General features: G+C 65.2%; 23 protein-coding genes. 17 read left to right on the forward strand and 6 right to left on the reverse strand.

The annotated features are described in order from the left end of the window. Positions 1 to 150 precede the first annotated feature (150 nt). On the reverse strand, positions 151 to 1,518 hold the full coding sequence (gene purB / locus V5A19_RS10985; protein ID WP_332319221.1) for an adenylosuccinate lyase: 1,368 nt from the start codon (positions 1,516 to 1,518) through the stop codon (positions 151 to 153). A gap of 480 nt (positions 1,519 to 1,998) precedes the next feature. On the opposite strand from purB, the gene V5A19_RS10990 reads away from it, so the two are divergent. The 6 genes from V5A19_RS10990 to V5A19_RS11015 all read left to right on the forward strand — a co-directional run bounded on the left by V5A19_RS10990 (position 1,999) and on the right by V5A19_RS11015 (position 6,777). Continuing rightward, on the forward strand, positions 1,999 to 3,339 hold the full coding sequence (locus V5A19_RS10990; RefSeq protein WP_332319220.1) for an alanine/glycine:cation symporter family protein: 1,341 nt from the start codon (positions 1,999 to 2,001) through the stop codon (positions 3,337 to 3,339). Between the two features lie 75 nt (positions 3,340 to 3,414). Next, positions 3,415 to 5,055: an alpha-D-glucose phosphate-specific phosphoglucomutase gene (locus V5A19_RS10995; protein WP_332319219.1), complete on the forward strand. Its 1,641-nt coding sequence runs from the start codon at positions 3,415 to 3,417 to the stop codon at positions 5,053 to 5,055. A gap of 43 nt (positions 5,056 to 5,098) precedes the next feature. Then, complete coding sequence (locus tag V5A19_RS11000; RefSeq protein WP_332319218.1) at positions 5,099 to 5,416, forward strand: DUF1244 domain-containing protein; 318 nt, start codon at positions 5,099 to 5,101, stop codon at positions 5,414 to 5,416. A gap of 36 nt (positions 5,417 to 5,452) precedes the next feature. Next, positions 5,453 to 5,860, forward strand: coding sequence for a hypothetical protein (locus tag V5A19_RS11005; protein ID WP_332319217.1), 408 nt, complete (start codon positions 5,453 to 5,455; stop codon positions 5,858 to 5,860). Between the two features lie 9 nt (positions 5,861 to 5,869). Beyond that, on the forward strand, positions 5,870 to 6,274 hold the full coding sequence (locus tag V5A19_RS11010; RefSeq protein ID WP_332319216.1) for a hypothetical protein: 405 nt from the start codon (positions 5,870 to 5,872) through the stop codon (positions 6,272 to 6,274). A gap of 92 nt (positions 6,275 to 6,366) precedes the next feature. Then, complete coding sequence (locus tag V5A19_RS11015; RefSeq protein ID WP_332319215.1) at positions 6,367 to 6,777, forward strand: hypothetical protein; 411 nt, start codon at positions 6,367 to 6,369, stop codon at positions 6,775 to 6,777. Positions 6,778 to 6,863: 86 nt separating this feature from the next. On the opposite strand, the gene V5A19_RS11020 is transcribed toward V5A19_RS11015, so the two are convergent. Further along, entirely contained in the window at positions 6,864 to 7,142 is a 279-nt protein-coding gene (locus tag V5A19_RS11020) for a transcriptional regulator (RefSeq protein WP_332319214.1), read from the reverse strand. A 456-nt stretch (positions 7,143 to 7,598) separates the two neighbouring features. On the opposite strand from V5A19_RS11020, the gene V5A19_RS11025 reads away from it, so the two are divergent. Together V5A19_RS11025 and V5A19_RS11030 are read left to right on the forward strand one after the other, a co-directional pair. After that, the gene (locus tag V5A19_RS11025) at positions 7,599 to 8,021 is read left to right on the forward strand and encodes a secondary thiamine-phosphate synthase enzyme YjbQ (protein WP_332319213.1); all 423 of its coding nucleotides are present in this window, start codon (positions 7,599 to 7,601) and stop codon (positions 8,019 to 8,021) included. 97 nt (positions 8,022 to 8,118) lie between these two features. Next, on the forward strand, positions 8,119 to 8,637 hold the full coding sequence (locus tag V5A19_RS11030) for a DsrE family protein (RefSeq protein ID WP_332319212.1): 519 nt from the start codon (positions 8,119 to 8,121) through the stop codon (positions 8,635 to 8,637). 115 nt (positions 8,638 to 8,752) lie between these two features. Here V5A19_RS11030 and V5A19_RS11035 read toward each other — a convergent pair whose 3' ends face one another. The 3 genes from V5A19_RS11035 to V5A19_RS11045 all read right to left on the reverse strand — a co-directional run bounded on the left by V5A19_RS11035 (position 8,753) and on the right by V5A19_RS11045 (position 11,329). Continuing rightward, a complete protein-coding gene (locus V5A19_RS11035; RefSeq protein ID WP_332319211.1) occupies positions 8,753 to 8,950 on the reverse strand; it encodes a hypothetical protein in 198 nt (65 codons plus the stop codon). Positions 8,951 to 9,331: 381 nt separating this feature from the next. After that, entirely contained in the window at positions 9,332 to 10,321 is a 990-nt protein-coding gene (locus tag V5A19_RS11040) for a sensor domain-containing diguanylate cyclase (RefSeq protein WP_332327802.1), read from the reverse strand. A 327-nt stretch (positions 10,322 to 10,648) separates the two neighbouring features. Further along, entirely contained in the window at positions 10,649 to 11,329 is a 681-nt protein-coding gene (locus tag V5A19_RS11045; RefSeq protein ID WP_332319210.1) for a zinc metallopeptidase, read from the reverse strand. A 137-nt stretch (positions 11,330 to 11,466) separates the two neighbouring features. Here V5A19_RS11045 and V5A19_RS11050 point away from each other — a divergent pair, with 137 nt between their 5' ends. The 4 genes from V5A19_RS11050 (at position 11,467) to V5A19_RS11065 (ending at position 14,057) form a co-directional block, all read left to right on the forward strand. Then, positions 11,467 to 11,946, forward strand: a complete 480-nt coding sequence (locus V5A19_RS11050) for an MOSC domain-containing protein (protein ID WP_332319209.1) — start codon at positions 11,467 to 11,469, stop codon at positions 11,944 to 11,946. 23 nt (positions 11,947 to 11,969) lie between these two features. Further along, on the forward strand, positions 11,970 to 12,686 hold the full coding sequence (gpmA, locus tag V5A19_RS11055; RefSeq protein WP_332319208.1) for a 2,3-diphosphoglycerate-dependent phosphoglycerate mutase: 717 nt from the start codon (positions 11,970 to 11,972) through the stop codon (positions 12,684 to 12,686). 377 nt (positions 12,687 to 13,063) lie between these two features. Then, a complete protein-coding gene (locus V5A19_RS11060) occupies positions 13,064 to 13,351 on the forward strand; it encodes a hypothetical protein (protein ID WP_332319207.1) in 288 nt (95 codons plus the stop codon). A 31-nt stretch (positions 13,352 to 13,382) separates the two neighbouring features. Next, complete coding sequence (locus tag V5A19_RS11065; RefSeq protein WP_332319206.1) at positions 13,383 to 14,057, forward strand: LON peptidase substrate-binding domain-containing protein; 675 nt, start codon at positions 13,383 to 13,385, stop codon at positions 14,055 to 14,057. A 407-nt stretch (positions 14,058 to 14,464) separates the two neighbouring features. On the opposite strand, the gene V5A19_RS11070 is transcribed toward V5A19_RS11065, so the two are convergent. Continuing rightward, positions 14,465 to 15,019 (reverse strand): hypothetical protein, encoded by a 555-nt coding sequence (locus tag V5A19_RS11070; RefSeq protein ID WP_332319205.1) that lies wholly within the window; start codon positions 15,017 to 15,019, stop codon positions 14,465 to 14,467. Between the two features lie 220 nt (positions 15,020 to 15,239). On the opposite strand from V5A19_RS11070, the gene icd reads away from it, so the two are divergent. From icd to V5A19_RS11095, 5 genes are all read left to right on the forward strand, one after another. Beyond that, entirely contained in the window at positions 15,240 to 16,535 is a 1,296-nt protein-coding gene (icd, locus tag V5A19_RS11075) for an NADP-dependent isocitrate dehydrogenase (protein WP_332319204.1), read from the forward strand. A 686-nt stretch (positions 16,536 to 17,221) separates the two neighbouring features. Beyond that, entirely contained in the window at positions 17,222 to 18,169 is a 948-nt protein-coding gene (mdh, locus tag V5A19_RS11080; protein ID WP_332319203.1) for a malate dehydrogenase, read from the forward strand. A 40-nt stretch (positions 18,170 to 18,209) separates the two neighbouring features. Next, positions 18,210 to 19,379: an ADP-forming succinate--CoA ligase subunit beta gene (sucC, locus tag V5A19_RS11085; protein ID WP_332319202.1), complete on the forward strand. Its 1,170-nt coding sequence runs from the start codon at positions 18,210 to 18,212 to the stop codon at positions 19,377 to 19,379. Then, on the forward strand, positions 19,376 to 20,248 hold the full coding sequence (gene sucD / locus V5A19_RS11090) for a succinate--CoA ligase subunit alpha (protein WP_332319201.1): 873 nt from the start codon (positions 19,376 to 19,378) through the stop codon (positions 20,246 to 20,248). The genes sucC and sucD overlap by 4 nt, the downstream gene beginning before the upstream one ends. 138 nt (positions 20,249 to 20,386) lie before the next feature. Next, entirely contained in the window at positions 20,387 to 22,015 is a 1,629-nt protein-coding gene (locus V5A19_RS11095; protein WP_332319200.1) for an NAD+ synthase, read from the forward strand. Positions 22,016 to 22,180: the final 165 nt, after the last annotated feature.

Here is a 22,180-nt window from a genome sequence, read left to right on the forward strand (position 1 = left end):
GATTCTGGGCCATCAGGCAACCTTAACAAGGTCCTACCTGATGGTCCGATGCCAAAAAATTATAATAAGGCTGTTTTTATCTAGTTTTCTAATGCAGTCGGTATCGAGACACGGGCAACCGCGCCGCGAAAAAGGGTCGGCGAGGGCTGTTTACACCGAGCGAGCCTGAACGGCGGCGTTACCGATGTAGGCGGCGGGAGTGAGGCCCTTGAGACGTTCTTTCTCGCTGTCCGGGATGGGCAGGTCGTCCAAAAACGCCGCCAGCTTGTCGGCGTCCACGGCCCGTCCCCGGGTGAGGGCCTTGAGGCGCTCGTAAGGGGCATCCACGCCATAGCGTCGCATGACAGTCTGGATGGGCTCTGCCAGGACCTCCCAAGCGGCCTCCAGATCCTCGGCCAGTCGCTGCCGGTTGAGCTCCAGCTTGTCCAGGCCCTTCAGGGCGGACGTATAGGCCAGTAAAGCATAGGCGAATCCGGTGCCCATGTTGCGCTGGACGGTGGAATCGGTGAGATCCCGCTGGAAGCGGGACACGGGCAGGGTGGCGGCCAGGTGATGGAGGACGGCGTTGGCCAGGCCCAGGTTGCCCTCGGCGTTCTCGAAGTCGATGGGATTGACCTTGTGTGGCATGGTGGAGCTGCCCACCTCGCCGGCGGTTACCTTCTGGCCGAAATAGCCGAAGCTGATGTAGCCCCACAGGTCCCGGCACAGGTCGGTTAGCACGGTGTTGAACCGGGATAGGGCGCCGAATAGCTCGGCCATGTAGTCATGGGGCTCGATCTGGGTGGTGTACGGGCTCCAGGTCAGTCCCAGCCCTTCCACCAGGGACTGGCCCAGGGCGGGCCAGTCCACATTCGGGTAAGCCACCAGATGGGCGTTGAAGTTGCCGGTGGCGCCGTTGATCTTGCCCCGCACCGGAACCCCGGCCATGGCCTCGCGCTGGGCCCGGAGGCGGTGGACGAAAACCGCCAGCTCCTTGCCCACGGTGGTCGGGGTGGCCGGCTGCCCGTGGGTGCGGCCGAGCATGGGGTCATCGGCCCATTCATGGGCCTGTTCGGTGAGCCGGCCCACGATACCGTCGACAGCAGGGAGGAGTACCTCGTCGCGTGCCTCGCGCAAAGACAGGCCGTGGGCGAGGTTGTTGATGTCCTCCGAGGTGCAGGCAAAGTGGAAGAATTCGGCACCGGCGGCCACCTCGGGCTGCTCGGCGGCGCGTTCCTTGAGGTAGTATTCCACGGCCTTGACGTCGTGATTGGTGGTGGCCTCGATGCCCTTGATGCGCTGGGCGTCGCCGGGATCGAAATTATCGGTGATGCCGTCCAGGAAGGCCTCCGCTCCGGCGGATAGTGGCGGCAGTTCGGGGAGGCCGGGGTCGCTAGCAATGGCCTTGAACCACGCCACTTCCACCCGGACCCGGTTGCGGATCAGGGCGAATTCGCTGAAATAGGGGCGCAGGGCTTCGGTCTTCGAGCCGTAACGGCCGTCCAGGGGGGAGACGGCGGTCAGTGCGGACAGCTCCATGGGTCCTCACCTTTTTCACGGGGCAGGGGGTGTCACTTTACCATGCGGTCGGTGCTGCCTTCAGCGCCGCCGCTAGTGTCCTGTCCCAGAAGTGCGTTGCCTTTCTGAGCTTCCTGCGCCGGTTCAGAGCAAGGCGTCCCGCCCCTGAGCCTCTTAGGGAGGGTGCCCGTAGCCCCAGAAGGAAGGGGCTCAGGGGCGGGATGGCGGGGCCCCACGTCGAGGAGGCGCAGAGCAGCGCTGGGCCGGCGCAGGAGCTCCCTGCGGGCGAGCCGAGATGGCGGACGGCGCGGCGTCACCGGTCCTTGACGGTCAGGTACCGCCGCTCCGTTTCGCCGATCTAAAAGACAAGGCGGGGGCGCCATTAGGGCGGACAGCCCGCCTTAGGCCCGGTTCCTTGCGGCGCCCGCCATCTCGGCTCGCCGAAAGGCAACGCACTTCTGAAACAGGACACTAAACCGCGACCGGGCAAACGGGGAAGCCATGGAAGCGACCAGCGCCTTTCTCGACATCGTCTCCGACTGGCTGTGGAACGAGATCATGCTCGTTCTGCTCATGGGAACGGGTCTGTTTTTGACCGTAGGCCTGGGGCTGTTGCCCATCCGCAAGCTCGGCTACGGCTTCCGCATGCTGTGGGTCGGGCGCAAGCATGCGCGCAAGGGCGAGGGCGAGATCAGCCCCTTTGCTGCCCTCATGACCTCCCTGTCCGCAACTATTGGCACCGGGAATATCGCAGGGGTGGGTACCGCGCTCCACTTGGGGGGTCCGGGGGCGATCTTCTGGATGTGGATCACGGCCCTGGTGGGTATGGCTACCAAATACGCGGAAGCCGTCCTCGCCGTGCGCTACCGCGAGGTGGATGCCCGCAACATGCACGTCGGTGGCCCCATGTACTATATCAAGAACGGCCTCGGGCAACGCTGGCGCTGGCTCGGCGGGGCTTTCGCGGTGTTCGCCGTGGTTGCGGCCTTCGGTATCGGCAATACCGTCCAGTCCAACTCCGTTGCCGATGCCATGGACCAGGCCGTGGGCCTGCCCTTCTGGGTAACCGGGTTGGTCATGGCGGCCCTGGTGTTTACCGTAATTCTGGGCGGCATCCGCCGCATCGCCGGGGTGGCGGAGGCTCTGGTCCCCTTGATGGGCGTGATCTATATCATCGGCGCCCTGGCTATCCTAGGGGCCAACTACACGGAGGTCCCTGCCGGCATTGCCCGCATCTTTAACGACGCCCTCTCCGGCACCGCCGCCACCGGGGGTTTCGCCGGGGCGGGGATTATGATGGCTGTTCAGTGGGGCGTGGCCCGCGGGCTGTTCTCGAACGAGGCGGGGCTGGGCTCGGCGCCCATGGCCCACGCCGCCGCCCGCACCGATGACCCGGTGCGTCAGGGGGTGGTGGGCATGCTGGGGACCTTCATCGACACCATCGTGGTCTGCACCATGACCGCCCTGGTGATCCTCACCACCGGCGCCTGGGAAAGCGGGGAGACCGGCGCGGCGCTGACCACCCAGGCCTTCAGCCAGGGCCTGCCCGGCCCCGGCGACGCCGTGGTGGCCTTCGGACTGATCATCTTTGCCTTCTCCACCACCCTGACCTGGGCCTTCTACGGCGAGCGTTGCCTGGAGTTCCTGGCCGGAGTCCGCGGCCTCATGGTATTCCGGGTGGTTTGGGTGATCGCGCTGATGGTGGGCGCCGTGGCCAGCCTCGACCTGGTCTGGCAGATCGCCAACGTGACCATGGCCCTGATGGCCATCCCCAATTTGATCGCCCTGCTGCTGCTGTCACCGGTGGTTTTCCGGATCAGCCACCGATATTTCGCCAAGTAGCAAGGGCAACGGCAAAGCCTCCCGGGGAGTGCGCCGGCTTTCGCGGCCCCCTTGCAAGCAATCGGTAAGAGGACCATGGGCATCATCGAACAAACCATCACCCCGTTCACCGACCAGCGTCCGGGAACCTCCGGGCTGCGCCAGAGCGTGGCCCGCTTCCAGGAGCCCCATTACCTAGCGGCCTTCGTACAGGCCCTCTTCGACACCTGCACCGAGCTCGCCGGGGGAACCTTGGTACTGGGCGGCGACGGCCGTTATTACAGCGAAACCGCCGTCGACACCATCCTTCGCATGGCGGCGGCCAACGGTGTGGCGCGGGTTTTGGTGGGCCGGGGCGGTCTGTTCTCCACCCCGGCGGTATCGGCCACCATCCGCCGCCGCGGCGCGGCGGGCGGGATCCTTTTGACCGCCAGCCACAACCCAGGCGGGCCCGAAGGCGACTTCGGGATCAAATACAATGTGGCCAACGGCGGTCCGGCGCCGGAGCCGGTAACCGAGGCCATCTTCGACCGCTCCCAGGCCCTGGAGCGCTACCGCATCGCCGAGGGGACCGCCGGCGTCGATCTGAGCCGGGTGCACGACACCGAGGTGGCGGGCATGCCGGTGTCGGTGATCGATCCCGTGGTCGATTATCGGGCGCTCATGGCGGAGCTCTTCGATTTCGAGCGGCTCCGGGACCTGCTGAGCTCGGGCAGCTTCCGCATGGTGTTCGATGCCATGCACGCCGTCACCGGCCCCTATGCCCAAGCCATCCTGGAGGACGAGCTGGGGGCTCCCGCCGATACCGTGATCCGTGCCCATCCGCGGCCGGACTTCGGCGGCGGCCATCCGGACCCGAATCTGATCCACGCCCGCGAGCTGGTGGAGCTCATGTACGGCGCCGATCCCCCGGATCTGGGCGCCGCCTCCGACGGCGACGGCGATCGCAACATGATCCTGGGCCGGGGATTCTTCGTGAACCCTTCGGATTCGCTGGCCGTTATCGCCGACCATCTGGAAGATATTCCCGGCTACCGGGGACGCATGGGGGGCGTGGCCCGCTCCATGCCCACCAGTCGCGCCGCCGACCGGGTGGCCGCCGCCAAGGGTTGGGCCGCCTACGAAACCCCCACAGGCTGGAAGTTCTTTGGCAACCTGCTCGATGCCGACCTAGTCCAGGTGTGCGGCGAGGAATCCTTCGGCACCAGCTCCGACCACGTACGGGAAAAGGACGGCCTATGGGCGGTGCTGGTCTGGCTGTCCATCCTCGCCGAGCGTCGCGAGTCCGTCGCCACGGTGGTGCGGGATTCCTGGAGTCGTTACGGTCGCGACTTCTACACCCGTCACGACTACGCGGGACTCACGCCGGAGCAGGGTGAGCGCATCGCCGACACCCTGCGCCGCAAGTTGGGCGGGCTTGCCGGCACCCGGACGGAGGCGGGGCTGGTGGTGGAGGCGGCCGACGAGTTCGCCTACACCGATCCCGTGGACGGCCGTACCTCCAGCCAGCAGGGCATCCGGGTGTGGTTCACCGATGGCGGCCGCGCCGTATTCCGCTTGTCCGGCACCGGCACCAGCGGTGCCACCCTGCGCATCTACCTGGAGCGCTGGGAGGGGGATCCCCTGCGGCACAACGACGACCTCCAGAACACCCTTGCCGACCTGGCGAGCGCCGCCCGGGAGGTGGCCGAGCTAGAGGCGATAACCGGTATGGCTGAGCCCAGCCTGGTGGTCTGAGGACGGCCCTTACGTAATTCGATCGGATTTTTGGGAGCCTTGCATGGACGAGCAGACCCGCATAGAAGCCGAGGCCGCCGCCTTCCGCGGCCTGGTCAAACACCTGCAGCAGCGCACCGACGTGGCCAACATCGACCTCATGAACCTGGCCGGGTTCTGCCGTAACTGCCTGGCTAAGTGGTACATGGCCGAAGCCAACGAGCGGGGTGCCGACCTCGACTACGACCAGGCCCGGGAGGTAATATACGGCATGCCCTACGCCGACTGGAAAGCCCGGTATCAGGCCCAGGCCACCGAGGAGCAGGTGCGACGCTTCGAAGCCACCAAGGAGTGGCACGCCGACACCAGCGGTGGCAACTGAAGGCCTTACCTTCCCACGCTTTACCCGGGGGCTCCCGTGCGTGCCTTCCTTTCCTACCTGATCGCCCCGATTGGCGGGATCCTGGCTTTCCTGACCGTGTGGTCCGTGCCGCTTTTGCCCTACGCCGACAACGGCCTGCACTTTTTTGGCCAGGCTTGGTCCCTGGCCGCCACCATTGTGGTACCGGCCTTCGTTCTGGTGCTAACCCTCAGCCTGGGAGTGATGTTCGGGGTCCGGGCCCGGTTTGGCGGGGCCTGGTGGGCGGCGATGGGCGGCGGTTTGCTGTTATACTCCGCTGCCTTTGCCCTCCTGGCGGTGCGTTTCGGGTTTGGCGCCATGTTCGCCGATCCTTTCTGGGTCGGCGGCCTGGTAGCGGGCGGGCTGGTCCACGGGCTGGTCTTCCGGGCCGCGGTCGGCCCCGGCCGTCGGCCACGTAGCGTCTGAGGAGCGACTGTGCGTTTCGCCCTGACCCTTCTCTTGCCACCCCTGGCGGGCTTGGCAGCCTTTGGGGTGGTCTGGCTGGCCCCCTACCTGGCAGGGTCGTTTGACCCGCCCGAGGGCCAATCCCTGGGGACACTGTTCGCCGCCTGGGCCATCCCGGTGTATCCCCTTGCACTGGTTCTCGGTTTGCCTGTTGTGGCCGGGGCTTTTTCTGCGCCCCGTTGGTCGGCCGCTATCACCCTGGCCGGCATGCTGGGTGTCTACGCCCTGACCTTCTTTTTAATCGGTGTGGCCTGGGTGGGGGTGGGTAGCCTGCTCGGAGGGGTCCACCAATGGCTGGCCTTGGGTGCTGGGGCCGTGGTTCACATGGTGGTGTTTCTGGGGCTGCGTACCGGCCAGGCTCCTGCCCTGCGGTAGGGGCGCTCTATCCCGTCAGGGCTTGCTGTGGCATCGTGGTTGCTTGACGCTACATCTCAATGTGGCTTTTCGACCGGGAGAACGGTCCGTCCATGCGAACCTTGTTCGCCTTCCTGATAGCGCCCGCCGCCGGTCTGGCGGTGTTTACCTTGGTTTGGGCTGCCCCCGAGATCCAGCTCGCCCGCGGTGGCCCCAAAATCGCCTTGGCCGTGGACCACATCACTCCGGTCTGGTTAGTGCCGGCCTATATCCTGCTTCTGGTTATGAGTGTGCCACTCTTTCGCGAATTGCGCACCGTATTCGGCTGGACCGGGCCGAGCACCACCATAGGGGCCCTTTTGATCTACGGCCTGACGGCGGCCGGTCTCGGTGTCGCCCTGGGGGGACTGGGAACGCTGCTGCCTGGCTGGTCTCAGTGGCTCGGGCTGGTCAGCGCTTCTCTGGTCCATGCGGCCGTTTTCCTGAGCTTTCGCCCCGGTGTGCGCAAGTATTATTTCCTGTGACTGGGCCTATCCGCTGTCGCCTTCGGGAGACGCGCCGATAGCCTACCCCCGCGGCTTTAGGGCAGGCAGGTCCTGGGCTGCCGGGCTCAGGTCTGCTCCACGCCAATCCGCGGCTCCTGGATCCAAGTGCTCCAGCAGCGGGGGCACTTGGCTGGTTTGGTAAGCCGGTCGCGGTCAAAGGTGAAGCCGCACTTGCGGCAGGTGGCGGGGTGCACTACGAGCCGGTAGGGCTCGTTGCGAAAGCTCTGACGCAGGTGCTCGAGCTCACCGGCCATTTCGCGCTCACCCAGACCGAAAGCGCGAGCCAGCTCGCTGATGCCGGTGGGATGGTCCAAAAGGGCATTAATCAAGTCCTTGCGATACATTAGGGGTCCGGGGGGTGCAGGATTCGTGGCCTGTGCCGGAGCGGGGCTTGCCACCCCGGGGGTCCAGTCGGTGCGAGAGTAGGACGGCGGGATGAATGGCCGGCCGCCCGGATGCGGTGGGCTCGCTCCATCGCAGGCGGTAGCTGTAATCCCTGTTATCTATGGGCGACAGGGCGTCTTGGATGCTACGAGTTCTCTCAATCCACTCGGGACTTGCTGGCTGAGCCATGGCCGGCTGTTTGAGTGCGTCCCCACAGCTCGATCGCCCTACAGGTCGGCCAGGCGGTGCCCGAGCTGCCGGTTCGGGGCTCGAAACCGAGATTGTCGCGCATGGGACCATGGTATCCGAAGCTAGGGGCGCCCGTCTTGCCGCCTCGAAGGGCGCAATGGGAGGGTTGCGCTCCGGGAAGGCCGGTTCCCAGCCACCCACCATTTACAAGGCAACGGGAAAGACCCATGAAGAGCTATCGCAAGGAGTTGTGGTTCAACACCCAAAAGCGGCGGGAGTACATCAATATCACCCCCGATGTGGAAACTGCCCTGGCCGAAAGCGGGGTCGTCGAGGGCCTCGCGCTGGTCAACGCCATGCACATTACCGCCTCGGTTTTCATTAACGACGACGAGCCCGGACTCCTTCAGGACTACGACCAATGGCTGGAACGGCTGGCCCCTCATGATCCCAGCACCGAAGCCTACAAGCATCACCGGACCGGTGAGGACAACGGCGATGCCCACCACAAGCGCGAGGTCATGGGGCGCCAAGTCGTGGTCGCCATTACCGAAGGCCAGCTCGACTTCGGCCCCTGGGAGCAGATCTTCTACGGCGAATTCGACGGCGGACGCCGCAAGCGCGCTTTGGTTAAGATTATCGGGGATTAGGCAATCCCCATCCCCGTCGGAAGGGCGGTTCCCTCAGCGCCCCGGATTGGGTATAACAGCTAGAATATACGTTCTAGCCATGAGAGATGGAGGTACCATGCCGGCAGCGCGCAGCCTCAGCCCCGTCGCCTTGATCCTGGTCTTGCTGCTTTCGGCGGCACCGGTAACCGCCGCTCCCGAGGGCATGGAATACACCGACGATGCCGCCCTCTCGGAGGTTTCGGAGGGGCGCGGTGTGTTCCTGGTGGACATCGGCAGCCCCGACAAGCTTGCTCTGTATTTGAATCTCATCCCGGGGACCTACCAGCGTCTGGAGAAGCAGGGGGTGGATCCCGATTTCGTGCTGGTATTCATCGGCCCCTCGGTCAAACACCTTACCAAGCCTTCCGACAGCTTGGCCGACCTGGAGCACGGCGAGGCCCTCCAGCGGATCCGTCAGGGCATCGACAAGCTCCAGTCGCTGGAGGATGTGCGGCTGGAGGTATGCAACGTGGCCCTGGAAGTTATGGACGTGGCGCCCGAGCGCCTTTTGCCGGGCATGAAGATCGTCAGCGACGGCTTTATCTCGGTGATCGGGTATCAGGAGCAGGGCTACCACCTAGTCCCCGTTTACTAGTTTTGGCAGGACCGGTTACGGCCGGGCCGACGGGACGGCCGGGTGTGCCAGATTTGAGCCGTGCTTATGGATAAGGCGTAAGAGGGCAGGGAAGGGCGTCCCTGGTAAGGGGCCGTCAGTAGGCGGGGGTACCGACTCGGCCGCTTCGGATTCTTGGCCTAAGTGCTGTCGCCGGCTGGGGTTGGGCCGGATAGAAGCCCTCGGCGTCCCGGTGGCCGCGCTGCAGGCGATGCTGCCAGCGGGTTCGGGTATCCACTTCCTTGGCCACAAACTCAATACCCAGGCTTTGCGCCAGGGTGTAGATGGTTGCCAACCAGCGGGCCGGTCGGTATCCCCATCGGCTTGGAGCGAACGGCCAACCAACCTAGCGGCCAGCTTGAGCTTGGCAACGGCCATCATGGAGAGCAGGCCAGGGGGCAAGGTGGCGCTACCGAACGCGTCGATGGTCAGCGGTATGCCCCTATCGGCCGGGAAATTTAGGGTCCGGCGTTTGCCACTTACTGCCGCGATCATGGCGGTTGCGGGGACTCCAGCTCAAGCTGTTCGGGGTCGATCCCGCTCTGAGCGAGGACCTGGTCAAGGTTGCGCATAGGGGCTTCAAGGCCGGCCAGGCGATTCCCCGCCAGTTTCTCCTGGAGCGGGTAAAAAAAGACCAGCGCATTTCTTTCCTGCGCCCGCGCCGAGGCCCGACGCTTCAACAGCCCTTGCCCGAGATACCGTTCGGAGCCGCATGCCGGTAGGTAATGCGAGCGGCGGATTTGACCTGGTGCATGGCCTGGTCCGCCAGGGCGATCTGCCGCTCGGGATCCTGCGGTCGGGTCTTGGCTATCTCGTAGCCTACGATACCGATGCTAAGCCCTAGCTGGGCGTAACCGTCACTGGGCAGGGAGCTGGTGAAGGCGACTACCAGCTTGGCCGCAATGACATCGGTGCGACAGTCGTCCGTTCCCTCCAACAGGACCACGAAGCCATCGCCGCCGATGCAGGCGAGGGCGCCCCCCTGTCCCACCGCGGTGCGGAGCCGGTCTGCGGCATCCCTTAACCGCGTGTCTGCGGCCCTGTGGCCCCTTTCATCGTTGACCGCCTTAAAGGCGTCCATGTCCAGTAACGGCAGGGCAAGGTCCTGATGCCTCCGGTCCAGGCGGACTAAAGCCGCTCCCAGGGGCCCTCTAGGGTGGCCCGGTTGGGCAGATCGGTAAAAGCGTCGCAATAGGCCAGCCGGCGCAGGCGGGATTCGGCCTTTGTCTCTTTGATAATAACCGAAAGATCCCCATATATAGGGGGCGGTCACCCGCCGGTCGTTGGAAACCCGACAGATCGTTAGCCAATCGGGGAAAATGTTGCGGTTCTTGCGCCGGTTCCAGAGCCTCTCTTTCCATTTGCCTCGCCCGGTGAGGGTCTGCTGCTTGCAATGGTAGAATTTCTTCTCCTGCAAGCCCCAGCCCACGATGTCCCCGGGCTTTTGCCCGGTAACCTCAGCCGGCGACCAACCCGTTATGTTGGAAAAGGCCTTATTGACCCGTTCGCTTCGGCCCTCGGCGTCCCTAAGAGGGATCCCCTCCTGGGACTGGTGGAACGCTGTAGCAGCCCATCTCAGGTCCTGTCCCGACGTTCTTGCGCTCGGTTCGCGCCTTGCGACCGGTTTCCTGGAACGCCTCGAGCGGCCCCGGATGCGCGCTGCCACAGGGGTGCTGCGATTGTGCGTAAGGCCCAAGTAGAGGGCTTCACCCAGCTTTAGCCGGCTCGACCCCGGGTAGTGGCTCGGTTGGTGAATACAATGGTGTAGTCATGGGCGCCGATGACTTAGACGGGACAGGGGAGGGAATCCGGCAGCCGCTTCATAAAGCGGGGTCGTGACCTAAATCCGGACCTAGGACGGACATGTCAGCGGCTGGATGAGGCCTCCCTCGGCATCCCGTGGCCGCTCTCCTTACCGGCCCACGGCCGCCGTAAGGCTATCCGCAAGTGGGGCTTTTGAACAAAATTTAAGGGATCGGAGGGTCGGATCAAATTAACGGCGGAGAAGCCTCAGCCAGTACCAGACGTTGAGGATGCTAGCCAAGGAGGCAGCGACATAGGTTAAAGCGGCGGCTGTTAGGATGCGGCGCGCGCGAGGCCGGTCCGCCGGCGGAAGGTAATCGCGGTTGAGAACGGGCAGGGCGCGGCGGAAACTGGCGTCCAGTTCTACGGGTAGCGTAACCAAGTGCACCACCGCCCCCGCGGCGACACTGACCAAGCCCCCGGCCAACGGCACTACCAGGCCGGTGGGCGATCGGCTGGCCAACAGAAGCAAAGGCGAGGCCATAACTAGGATTGATCCGACCCGCTGGATGGCGGTGACCGCTCGAACCAGCCGGTGCCGCAGCCGCAGGGGGCGGTAGCCGGTTTGGTGCTGTAGGGCATGCCCGACCTCGTGGGCGGCCACCGCCACAGCAGTCAGCGAGCGACCCTGGTAATTGGCCTGGGAAAGGGCCACCACGCGCCGGTCGGGGTCGTAATGGTCACCCGCCTCGTTGGCTTCTACTGAGACTCCATCCAGTTCCAAGCGGTCGATGAGATGGGCGGCGAACTGCCCTCCGGTCCCCGGGAAGTCCTCGCGTTCCCGGGAATGGGCGGCCATGACGGCGCGCACCCAGAGCTGGGGGCCGTAAAGCAGGGCTAGAAGGAGGCCAATGGCGATGAGAGCGAGCATGGATTCCACGGGTTCGGATTGGGGGACGAAGTGTAGGACAATAGGCGGTGCCTGCGGTGCCCTGGGGAAGGATGGCTCTTTTGGGCCTTCGTGATCGTTTTCTCGGCCGGGCCCCAGCCGTCTTGGAGGCCATCTTTGTGGCACCCGGTGCCGGTGCCCCAATGGAGGCGGTGGCCGCAGTGCGGGCTGAGCCTGGCGGCCTTGCCGGGGACCGCTATGCGGAAGGGAAAGGCTACTGGCTTGGCCCCGATGCTTGTGCCGTGACCCTGATCCGGGCCGAGGATGTTGACCGCATTCAGCGTCGTAGCCGCCTCCCTCTGAGCTCGGGAGAGCATCGCCGAAACCTGGTAATCAGGGGGCTCCGGCGGCGGCAACTGGTGGGCAGCCGGATCCGCGTCGGGGAAGCCATACTGGCGGTGGTGGCGCCGCGGCCGCCCTGCGGCTATCTGGAACGGCTAACCCGGCGGGGGATGGCAAGGGCGCTGGGTCGCTCCAGTGGCTTCTGCCTGCGGGTGATCCACTCCGGCCGCATGCGGACGGGAGACACGGTGCATTGGGCCGAGAGGTTGGAGCCAGATGGTGGCGCCGGCCTTCCGCCCGACTCAAAGAAGCCTTAGACCCCCTAGGAGATTCGACATTAATGGCTTATGTGGTCCTGCTGCGCCACGGCGAGAGCCACTGGAATCAGGATAACCGCTTTACCGGCTGGACGGATGTGGATCTGTCGGATAACGGCCGGGAGCAGGCCAGGATGGCGGGCCGCTTGCTCCACGGCGGCGGCTTTACCTTTGACCTGACCTATACCTCCTACCTGAAGCGGGCGATTCGAACCTTGTGGATCGCCCTGGACCACATGGATCGCATGTGGCTACCAGTGGTGAAGGATTGGCGGCTCAACGAGCGCCACTATGGGGCCCTTCAGGGGGAAGGTAAGCGCAAATTCGAGGAGCTCTACGGCTCCGAGCAGGTCCATCAATGGCGCCGGGCCTTCGACGTGCGTCCGCCCCGGCTGGAGTCCGACGATCCCCGCCATCCACGGTTCGAGCCAAAATATCACCATGTGGAGGGCTCGCTTCTTCCCAATACGGAATCCTTGGCCGATACCGTCAATCGTGTCCTGCCCTGCTGGCGGGAACAGATCATGCCCCGCCTCAGGGCCGGGGAGGACGTCCTGGTGGCCGCGCACGGCAACAGCCTACGTGCCTTGGTTAAGTACTTGGACGGGGTATCCGACGAGGCGGTCAGCAACCTCAATATCCCCCTCGCCGTCCCCCGGGTCTACGAGTTCGGGCAGGGGCAGGAGGTCCGGCGTCGCTACTATCTGCGGGAAGGCGGGGAAGAGGCCATTGAGGATTGAGCAAGCAAGGCCGGGCCGAGGGCCGGACTGCCTGAATCCTCGGTGGCCCGTTCCACCGAAAGGGGGACAAAACCCGGCGGCGAAGGAGTCGCTCGCCGCCGCTTTTGAAGCGAGTGGGTCCGACGAGAATCAGATCAGGACGTTGGCTAGGACGATCAGCGCCAACATGATAGCCACCAAGCCGAGTAGCACATAGCCCAAATGCTGAGTCATGTACTTGTCTTCGCTGTTCATGGGAGCCTCCTCCGAAGTGGGTTTCCCTCTTTTTTGACCATAGAACGGCTGGGGACTTTCCCGGTTGATCCCGATCAATCGAGATGTTTTTTGCCGGCTCAACGGGTCTTACGGTGGGGAGAGGTGGATCTAAGGAGGAAGCCATGGATCTGGAGGCATTCAAGGCCACTCTTGCGGAGGCCGAGCCGCTGGAGGAATGGGGACGTCCCTTGCAGGCCCTGTGGTGGGCTGCCCAGGGGAATTGGGACCGGGCCCACCGTTTGGCGCAGGCCGAGCCTGGCCCGGACGGCGCCTGGGTCCATGCCTATTTGCACCGTCTGGAGGGGGACCTCGGCAACGCCAGCTATTGGTACCGCCGGGCGGCCCGCCCGGTGAGCCAGGCCAAGCTGGAAAAAGAGTGGGAGGCCATCGCTGCCGAACTTCTACCCTGATGGCGGTGGCCATTTACGGAGAAACCTTTCTATGGGAAATCTCAGCCGTTACCGGAGCCTGGGTGACCTACCTTCGGTTGCGCCCGTCTTCCCCCTGACGGGAGCCCTGCTCCTTCCCGGAACCCACCTGCCACTCAACATCTTCGAGCCACGCTACCTGGCCATGATCGACGCCGCCCTCGCCGGGGATCGGCTCATCGGCATGATCCAGCCGGCCCATCCCGGCGCCGAAACCGAAACGGCCCTCCCGGAGCTGTCGCGGGTGGGGTGTTTGGGGCGCCTAACCTCCTTCAGCGAGACCGGCGATGGGCGCTATCTGATTTCCCTGACCGGGATCCTCCGCTTCGCCGTGGCCGCGGAAGTGGAAGCGGAAACGCCCTTCCGCCAGGTGCGCATGGATTTCAGCACCTATGCCGAGGACCTCGAGCCCGCTGAGGCGGTAGCCCTCGACCGCGACCGTTTTTTCCAGGCCTTGACGCCTTACCTGGAGGCCAGCGAGCTGGAGGTCTCCTGGGAAGACCTGGGGCGAGCCCGTACCGAAAGCCTGGTCAATACATTGGCGGTGGCCCTGCCTCTGGGTGCCCGGGAAAAGCAGGGCCTCCTTTTGGCCGAGACCCTGAACCAGCGGGCTCAGCTCCTTCTGACTTTGCTGGAAATGGCCCGCGGTTCCGATTCCGATGAGCCCGATGGCGGTTCGCTTCAGTAGCCCGAGCCGGTGCCGGCCTGGCCCGGCGCCTCGGCCTGCTGTCTGGGTTAGCGGGTCCGCCGCCCAAGTTCGTGACCCGGTCGTCAGGCGCCGCCATTCGGTAGGTACGGGGCGCCTTTCGGGGGGGGGGGGTTGATCCCGTCCTTGGAAAAAACCGGCCCGCTACGGCCCTGGCGAGCCCCGAAGATGCCAGGGGCAGGCTTGCCGTCGATCCGCTTTCCCAAAGGGTAGCGACTGAAGGGGGAAAGGGCTTGGGTTGGCCCGGAGTGCTTACGGCGAACAGCGGCAGCCGGATTGCGCTCCGACTGCTTGGGCTGGGGCCCGGGTGGAGGCCCTTGCGGAGCTCATCGATCCGAGGCCGGGCTATCCAGGAGATGACCTCCTGAGACAGGTGGCTGCGGCACCCGTCAGTGGGTTTCCACCTTGGCGAGCTCTTCCAGTATGCCGTCCACCAGCTTCTGCCCCTGCTCGCCCATGCCCCGGGTTAGGGTCCAGCGGTCGCGCTCACCGTTGATCAGGGGCCGGAAGATGGCCGCGATCTGGGCCATTTCACCGCCGGCTTGGTGCATTTGCTCCGCCATCTGGGCCGCCCACTGCAGTGCTTCGGTCTGACCGGTGCCGGCGGCATGGACGATGGAGGCGATGCCCGGGGCGGCCATGGTGGGATCGGCGCCCGCTTGCGGGTCCGGGAGGCTGGCGGGGTCCTGGATGCCGCGCAGGATGGCCTCCGCTACGACCCTGTCCTCCTCGTCCAGGCCCTGCATGACGCGCTCGTCGCGCCAGCCGTCGAGGATGCGTCGAATGGCGGTTACCAGCTGCACCCAGCCGTTGGCCTCCGCCTGCCCCAGGACCTCCTCCAGATCGGGGACCTGGTTCTGGTCGTGGCAGGCCAGCACCACCCGATGGATAAGGCCGGCATGGGCGTCCACGATCTGCTGGTCCCTGTCGGGCAACTGGGCCATGGTGGCCTCCGCGGTAACGGCGCGTGGTTGGTGATTGTAGCGCGGCTCCGGGGGGTGGGCGAAGGCGGGGCTGGGTCAAATTGCGCCGAATTTGAATGCGAGTTAGCCTTTCGTCCTATGTTCGATGACCGGCCCTTGTCCGGAGCCCAATTCCGTTGTCGTGGTGGCTGACCCAGCCTCCACGGCCCCCAGCGGTCGCAAAACGGGAGTTCAGTACTCGATGGCCTACGACAGAATCCAGGTGCCCCGGGAAGGCGAGCCCATCTCGCGCGATGCGGATGGCCAGTGGCACGTGCCGGCGCGGCCAATCCTCCCCTACATCGAAGGGGATGGCATCGGGGTCGATATCTCGCCGGCCATGAAGACCGTGGTGGATGCCGCAGTGGACAAGGCCTACGGCGGCCACCGGGGTATCGAGTGGATGGAGATCTTTGCCGGGGAGAAGGCGGTCGCCACCTACGGCGGCAACACTTGGCTTCCCGACGAGACCCTGCAGGCCCTGCGCGAGTACCGCGTGGCCATAAAGGGTCCCCTGACCACACCCGTGGGAGGGGGCTATCGCAGCCTCAATGTGACCCTGCGCCAGGAGCTGGACCTCTACGTGTGTCTGCGTCCCGTGCGCTACTTCAACGGCACGCCCAGCCCACTTAAGAAGCCCGAGACGGTGGACATGGTGGTCTTTCGCGAGAACTCTGAGGACATCTACGCCGGCATCGAGTGGCCCGCCGGCTCCCCCGATGCGCGCAAGCTGGTCAAGTTCCTGCGCGATGAAATGGGGGTTAGGGACATCCGCTTCCCGGAAACCTCAGGAATCGGCATCAAGCCCGTATCGGAGGAAGGCACCAAACGCCTGGTGGGCAAGGCCATCGACTACGCCCTGGTCCACAACCGCCAATCGGTGACCCTGGTGCACAAGGGCAACATCATGAAATTCACCGAGGGGGCCTTTAAGGATTGGGGCTACGAGGTAGCCGAGGGCGAGTACGCCGATCAGACCTTCACCTGGCGCGAATACGAGGCCATCCAGAACAGCGATGGTCAGGCAGCCGCCGACGCCGCCTGGGAGGCGGCCGAGGAAGAGGGCCGGGTCTTCGTCAAGGATGCCATCGCCGACAACTTCCTGCAGCAGATCCTGCTGCGGCCGGCGGAATTCGACGTTATCGCCACCATGAACCTCAACGGCGATTACATCTCCGATGCCCTGGCGGCCGAAGTGGGCGGGGTCGGTATCGCACCCGGGGGCAACCTATCCGATGACTACGCCATGTTCGAGGCCACGCATGGTACGGCGCCCCGCCACGCGGGTCAGGACAAGGCCAATCCCGGGTCCCTGGTGCTGTCGGCGGAGATGATGCTTCGGTTTATGGGCTGGACCGATGCGGCCGACCTCATCATTAAAGGCATGGAGGGGGCCATCTCCAACAAGACGGTAACCTACGATTTCGAGCGCCAGATGCCCGAGGCCACCCTGCTGTCCGCCTCCGAGTTCGCCCGGGCCATCGCCGACAATATGTAACCGCCGACAGCCCGACGGCCAGGACCGCTACGTTACCACCCGGATCCTGGCCAAGCGGGTGGGGATGCGGCGGCTGACTGGATGGAATCGGCGGCGCGAGGCCAACGGGAAAGCGGGCTTTTCCCTGGACACGAGCCTCCGGCGATTCCCCGTGCCCCTCCCTGAAGCCAGCTTCCGGGAAGGACAGGGCCTGGCCCTGGTGGCAGCCTACCGGGGCCGGGGGCGCCGAAGGGGCTGGGCGCTTGCGGCCGATCTCCCTACGGGGCACTGAGGCTGGATGGCCGCCGCCTGGCGGCTGGCTATGCGGCTGAAGCTGGCCTGGCGGCCGCTCAATTGGTGGAATCCGGTGGCGGGGCCATCCTGGTGTTGGTGATAGCCTGATGCTCCCTGCATTTCCTGGAAGCCTACCGCGCCGCCGAGGCCCTGTTGGGCAAGGAGATGGTGGCCGCGTCTCTGAGACTGGTCTTCGCCTTGTTGCACCGGATCGAACGGGTTTTGGTTGAATGGGAGTGGATGAAGGCCTACCAGCGGGTGTTCGATTTGCCGGTATGCCTGGGTACGGCATTGCTATGACCGATGCCGGCGTCAGAGGGGTCGGGCAGGGCTGGCACTGGGGTACGCCATACTACGGCTTCCCCGGTCCCTGAGGCGGGCCATCGAAGCCAACCGGTAAGCGGAGCGGCAGGATGCACCTTCCCAAGATCACCATCGTCGGTGCCGGCCAGGTTGGCTCCACCGCTGCCCACCTCATGGCCAAGAAGGAGCTGGGCAATCTGGTCCTGCTCGATATCGACGTCGGCATGGCCCAGGGCAAGGCCCTTGACATCGCCGAGGCGGGGCCCGTGGAAGGCTTCGACGTCGATGTCAGCGGCACCGACGACTACGCCGATATCGCGGGCTCCGAGGTGGTGGTGATTACCGCCGGAAGTCCCCGCCAGCCCGGCATGGAACGGACCGAGCTGCTGCGGCGCAACGTCCGGGTGGTGGCCGCGGCCTCCCGCGAGATCGCCCGGCACGCTCCCGAGGCTTACATCGTCCTGGTTACCAACCCCCTGGACGCCATGGTCTGCGCCGCCCAGGAGGTGACCGGATTCCCCGCCCACCGCGTCATGGGCATGGCCGGAGTCCTGGATTCGGCCCGCATGCGCCGGTTCATCGCTCAGGAGCTGGGTGTGTCGGGCAAGGACGTTACGGCCATGGTCCTCGGCGGTCACGGCGATCGCATGGTGCCGGTAACGGGCAGCTCCACGGTGGGCGGCATCCCCCTCACCGAGCTGCTGCCTCGGGAGCGCCTCGACGCCATTGTCGAGCGCACCCGGCACGGCGGGGGTGAGGTGGTGGAGCTGCTCAAGACGGGTTCGGCCTACTACGCCCCCGGCGCCAGCATCGTCGACATGGTGGAGTCCATCGTGCGCGATCAGCGTCGGATTCGCCCGGTGGCCGCCTACCTCAAGGGCGAGTACGGCATCGAGGACCTCTATATCGGGGTCCCGGCCATAATCGGCGCCGGCGGCGTCGAACGGGTAGTGGAGATCGGGCTGACGGACTCCGAGCGTCTGCAGTTCGATGCCTCGGTGGATACGGTGCGGGAGATGATCGACGAGGCCCGCGATGCCCTTGACGCCGGTTCCTGACCAAGACCGCCGCCTTCTCTGCCAACACGGAAGAGCCCTCATGCTGATCCACGAATACCAGGCCAAGGAGCTTCTGGCCCAGCACGGCGTGCCCGTCCCGGAAGGCCGCCCCGCGTTTACCGTCGCCGAGGCGGTGGATGCCGCCGAGCACCTGGGGGGCGAGCGCTGGGCGGTTAAGGCCCAGATCCACGCCGGTGGTCGGGGCAAGGCCGGCGGCGTTCAGGTGGCCGATTCCCTGGACGAGGTGCGGGCTCGGGCCGACGGCCTCCTGGAGAGGGAGCTGGTTACTGAGCAGACCGGGAGCCGCGGGCGGACGGTGCGTCGCCTCCTGGTGGAAAAGGCGCACGGCTTTACCAGGGAGCTCTATGTGGGGGCGGTGGTGGACCGCCACGTGGACTCCGTGGTGTTCATGGCCTCCAGCGAGGGCGGCGTGGAGATCGAGGAGGTGGCCCGCCACAACCCGCAGAAGATCCTCAAGACCACCGTGGACCCTGCGGTCGGGCTGCAGCCCTTCCAGGCGCGCAAGCTGGGATTCGGGCTGGGCATGGACTGGCCCCAGGTGAAGCAGTTCACCAAGATCCTGACCGCTCTGTACCGCGCCTTCATCGACAAGGACGCCTCGCTGGTGGAGCTCAATCCGTTGGTGCTTACCGACGGCGATGAGCTGCTGGCCCTGGACGCCAAGTTCAACCTGGATGACAACGGTCTGATCCGCCATCCCCAGCTGCGCGAGCTGCGTGATCCCAACGAGGAAGAGGACAAGGAGCACGAGGCCCACGCCTTTGGTCTCAACTACATCGCCCTCGAGGGCAACATTGGCTGCATGGTCAACGGCGCCGGACTTGCCATGGCCACCATGGACATCATCAAGCTCTACGGCGGCGAACCTGCCAATTTCCTGGACGTCGGCGGCGGCACCTCGGTGGAGCGGGTCACTGCGGCCTTCCGGATCCTGCTGTCGGACGCCAACGTGGAGGCCATTCTGGTCAATATCTTCGGCGGTATCGTGCGCTGTGATGTTATCGCCGAAGGCATCATCGCGGCGGTGCAGGGGATCGAGATGACAGTGCCGCTGGTGGTGCGCCTGGAGGGCACCAATGTGGAGCAGGGCCGTCGCATGCTCGAGGAGTCCGGTTTGGACCTGATTACCGCCACCACCCTGGCGGACGCGGCGGACAAGGCCGTGGCGGCCGGGAAGGATATGGCATGAGCATTTTGGTCGACAGCGAGTCCCGGGTCATCTGCCAGGGCTTCACCGGCGAGCAGGGTACCTTTCATTCGCGCCAGGCCCTGGAGTACGGCACCCGCATGGTGGGCGGGGTCACCCCGGGGAAGGGCGGCCAGACCCACCTGGACCTGCCGGTGTTCGACACGGTGGCCCAGGCCGTGGAGGCCACCGGCGCCGATGTCTCCATGCAGTACGTGCCCGCCGCCATGGCCGCCGACGCCATCATGGAGGCTGCCAACGCCGGTATCGAGCTGGTGGTGACCATCACCGAGGGCATCCCGGTGCTGGACATGATGCGGGTAAAGGCTTACCTAAAGGATCGCCCCACCCGTCTGATCGGTCCCAATTGCCCCGGTGTCATTACTCCCGGCCAGTCCAAGGTGGGCATCATGCCCGCTGCCATCCATGCCCCCGGGTCGGTGGGCGTGGTGTCCCGCTCGGGAACGCTTACCTACGAGGCGGTGTATCAGACCACACAGCTCGGCCTGGGCCAGTCCACCTGCGTCGGCATCGGCGGCGACCCCATCAGCGGCTCGGATTTCGTGTCCATGCTGGCCATGTTCGAGGCCGACCCCACCACCGAAGCGGTGGTCCTAGTGGGCGAGATCGGCGGCACCGCCGAAGAGGAGGCCGCCGAGTATGTCCGCCACCACATGACCAAGCCCGTGGTAGGCTACATCGCCGGCGTCACCGCCCCGCCCGGTCGCCGCATGGGCCACGCGGGGGCAGTGATCTCTGGCGGCAAGGGCACCGCCGAGGAGAAGTTCGCCGTCATGGAGTCGGCCGGCATCACCATCGCCCGCTCACCGGCGGAGATCGGGGAGCGGGCGGCGGAAGTGGTAAAGCGTTAAGTGTTCAGTGTTCAGTGTTTGGGGGGAAATGTGAGAGTTCTCCTACTCCTTGGTATTGATCGGTAAGTGAGACCAGTAGCCGTGGCCATTACTGAACACTGAACACTTCAAACTGAACACTGCCTATCAGGAGCCGCTGTGCCCGAGCCTGACCTGCGCATCGCCATGGCCCAGCTCGATCCCGTGGTGGGCGATCTCGGGGGTAACGTCCAGCGCATCGTGGACGCCCTGGCGGCCGCCCGCGAGGCCGATGCCCACGTTGTGGTCACGCCGGAGCTGGCAGTTACCGGCTATCCGCCGCAGGATCTGCTGCTCAAGCACCAGTTCCTGGCCGATGTCGAGGCCGCCCTGGCCAATCTGATCCCCCAGGTAGAAGGGGTGGACCTGGTGGTGGGCCATACCGAGCGTGCCGCCGAGGGACTGTACAACAGCGCCAGCTGGATCCGGAACGGGGAGGTGGTGGCGCGCTACCGCAAGCAGCGGTTGCCCAACTACGGCGTCTTCGACGAAAAGCGCTATTTCCTGACGGGCGAGGCCCCCTGTGTGGTGGAGGTGGCCGGCACTCGGGTCGGGGTCACCATCTGTGAAGACGCCTGGGCCCCCGACGGTCCCACGCGGTCGGCCGCCGACGCCGGCGCCGAGGGGCTGGTGAACCTGAACGCCTCGCCCTACGACTACACCAAGGCCCACCGCCGGGAGCAGGAGCTGGGGGCCCGGGCCCGCGAGGCCGAGGTCCCCATCGCTTACGTCAATCTGGTGGGTGGCCAGGACGAGCTGGTGTTCGACGGCGCCTCGTTTGTGGTGGATGCCGCTGGCGATGTGGTGGACCGCTCGCCGGGCTACGAGCCCGGGGTGTTCCTGAGCGAATGGGGCCGCCATGAGGGCGGTCTCCATCCACTGCAGCGGCCGAGCCTGCCGGCCATGGGCCTGGAAGAGAGCGTTTTCGGTGCGCTCACCATGGGCATCCGGGATTACGTCGACAAGAACGGGTTCCCGGGTGTGGTGGTGGGCCTTTCGGGTGGCATCGATTCGGCGGTAACCCTCGCTCTCGCGGTGGAGGCCCTGGGCCCGGAGCGGGTGGAGGCGGTGTTCATGCCGTCGCGTTACACCGCCGACATGTCCGGGGAGGACTCGCGCCAGCTTGCCGCCAATTTGGGCACCACGCTGCACGAGCTGCCCATCGACACCATCCACCAGAGCTTCATCGACACCCTGCAACAGGAGTTCGGCTCCGAGCCGCACGGTACTGCTGCCGAGAACATCCAGGCCCGCGGCCGGGGTATCCTGCTCATGGGCATTTCCAACGAGAAGGGCCTGATGGTGCTGGCCACCGGCAACAAGAGCGAGATGTCGGTGGGCTATGCCACCCTGTACGGCGACATGGTGGGCGGCTTCTCGGTCCTCAAGGACGTGCCCAAGACCCTGGTGTACCGCCTGGCCGAGCACCTCAACCGCAATTCGGAAATCCTGCCCCGGCGCATCATCGAGCGACCGCCATCGGCGGAACTGGCCCCAGACCAGAAGGACACCGACACCCTGCCGCCATACGATACTCTGGATGCCATCCTCTACGCCTACGTGGAGGAGGACTGCGCCCCCGAGGAGATCGTCGCCCGCGGTTTTGACGGGCAGGTGGTGCGCCAAGTCCTCAACCGGGTGGAGAGCAACGAGTACAAGCGTCGCCAGGCGCCGCCCGGGGTGCGTATCAGCCCACGGGGCTTCGGAACCGACCGGCGCTATCCCATCACCAACAAGTACCGGTTCTAGAAGTTTTCAGTTGGCAGTGTTCAGTGTTCAGTTACGGCCAATCCGGTTACGATTAACCGGTCCAATTGCCGCTTCGCCAGAGGGAACCTGCCGATCTTCTAGTCTAAACGACTGAACACTGAACACTGAACACTGAACACTGAACACTGAACACTGAACACTGAA

It is taken from the genome of Thiohalorhabdus sp. (assembly GCF_036628635.1).
Lineage (GTDB): Bacteria > Pseudomonadota > Gammaproteobacteria > Thiohalorhabdales > Thiohalorhabdaceae > Thiohalorhabdus.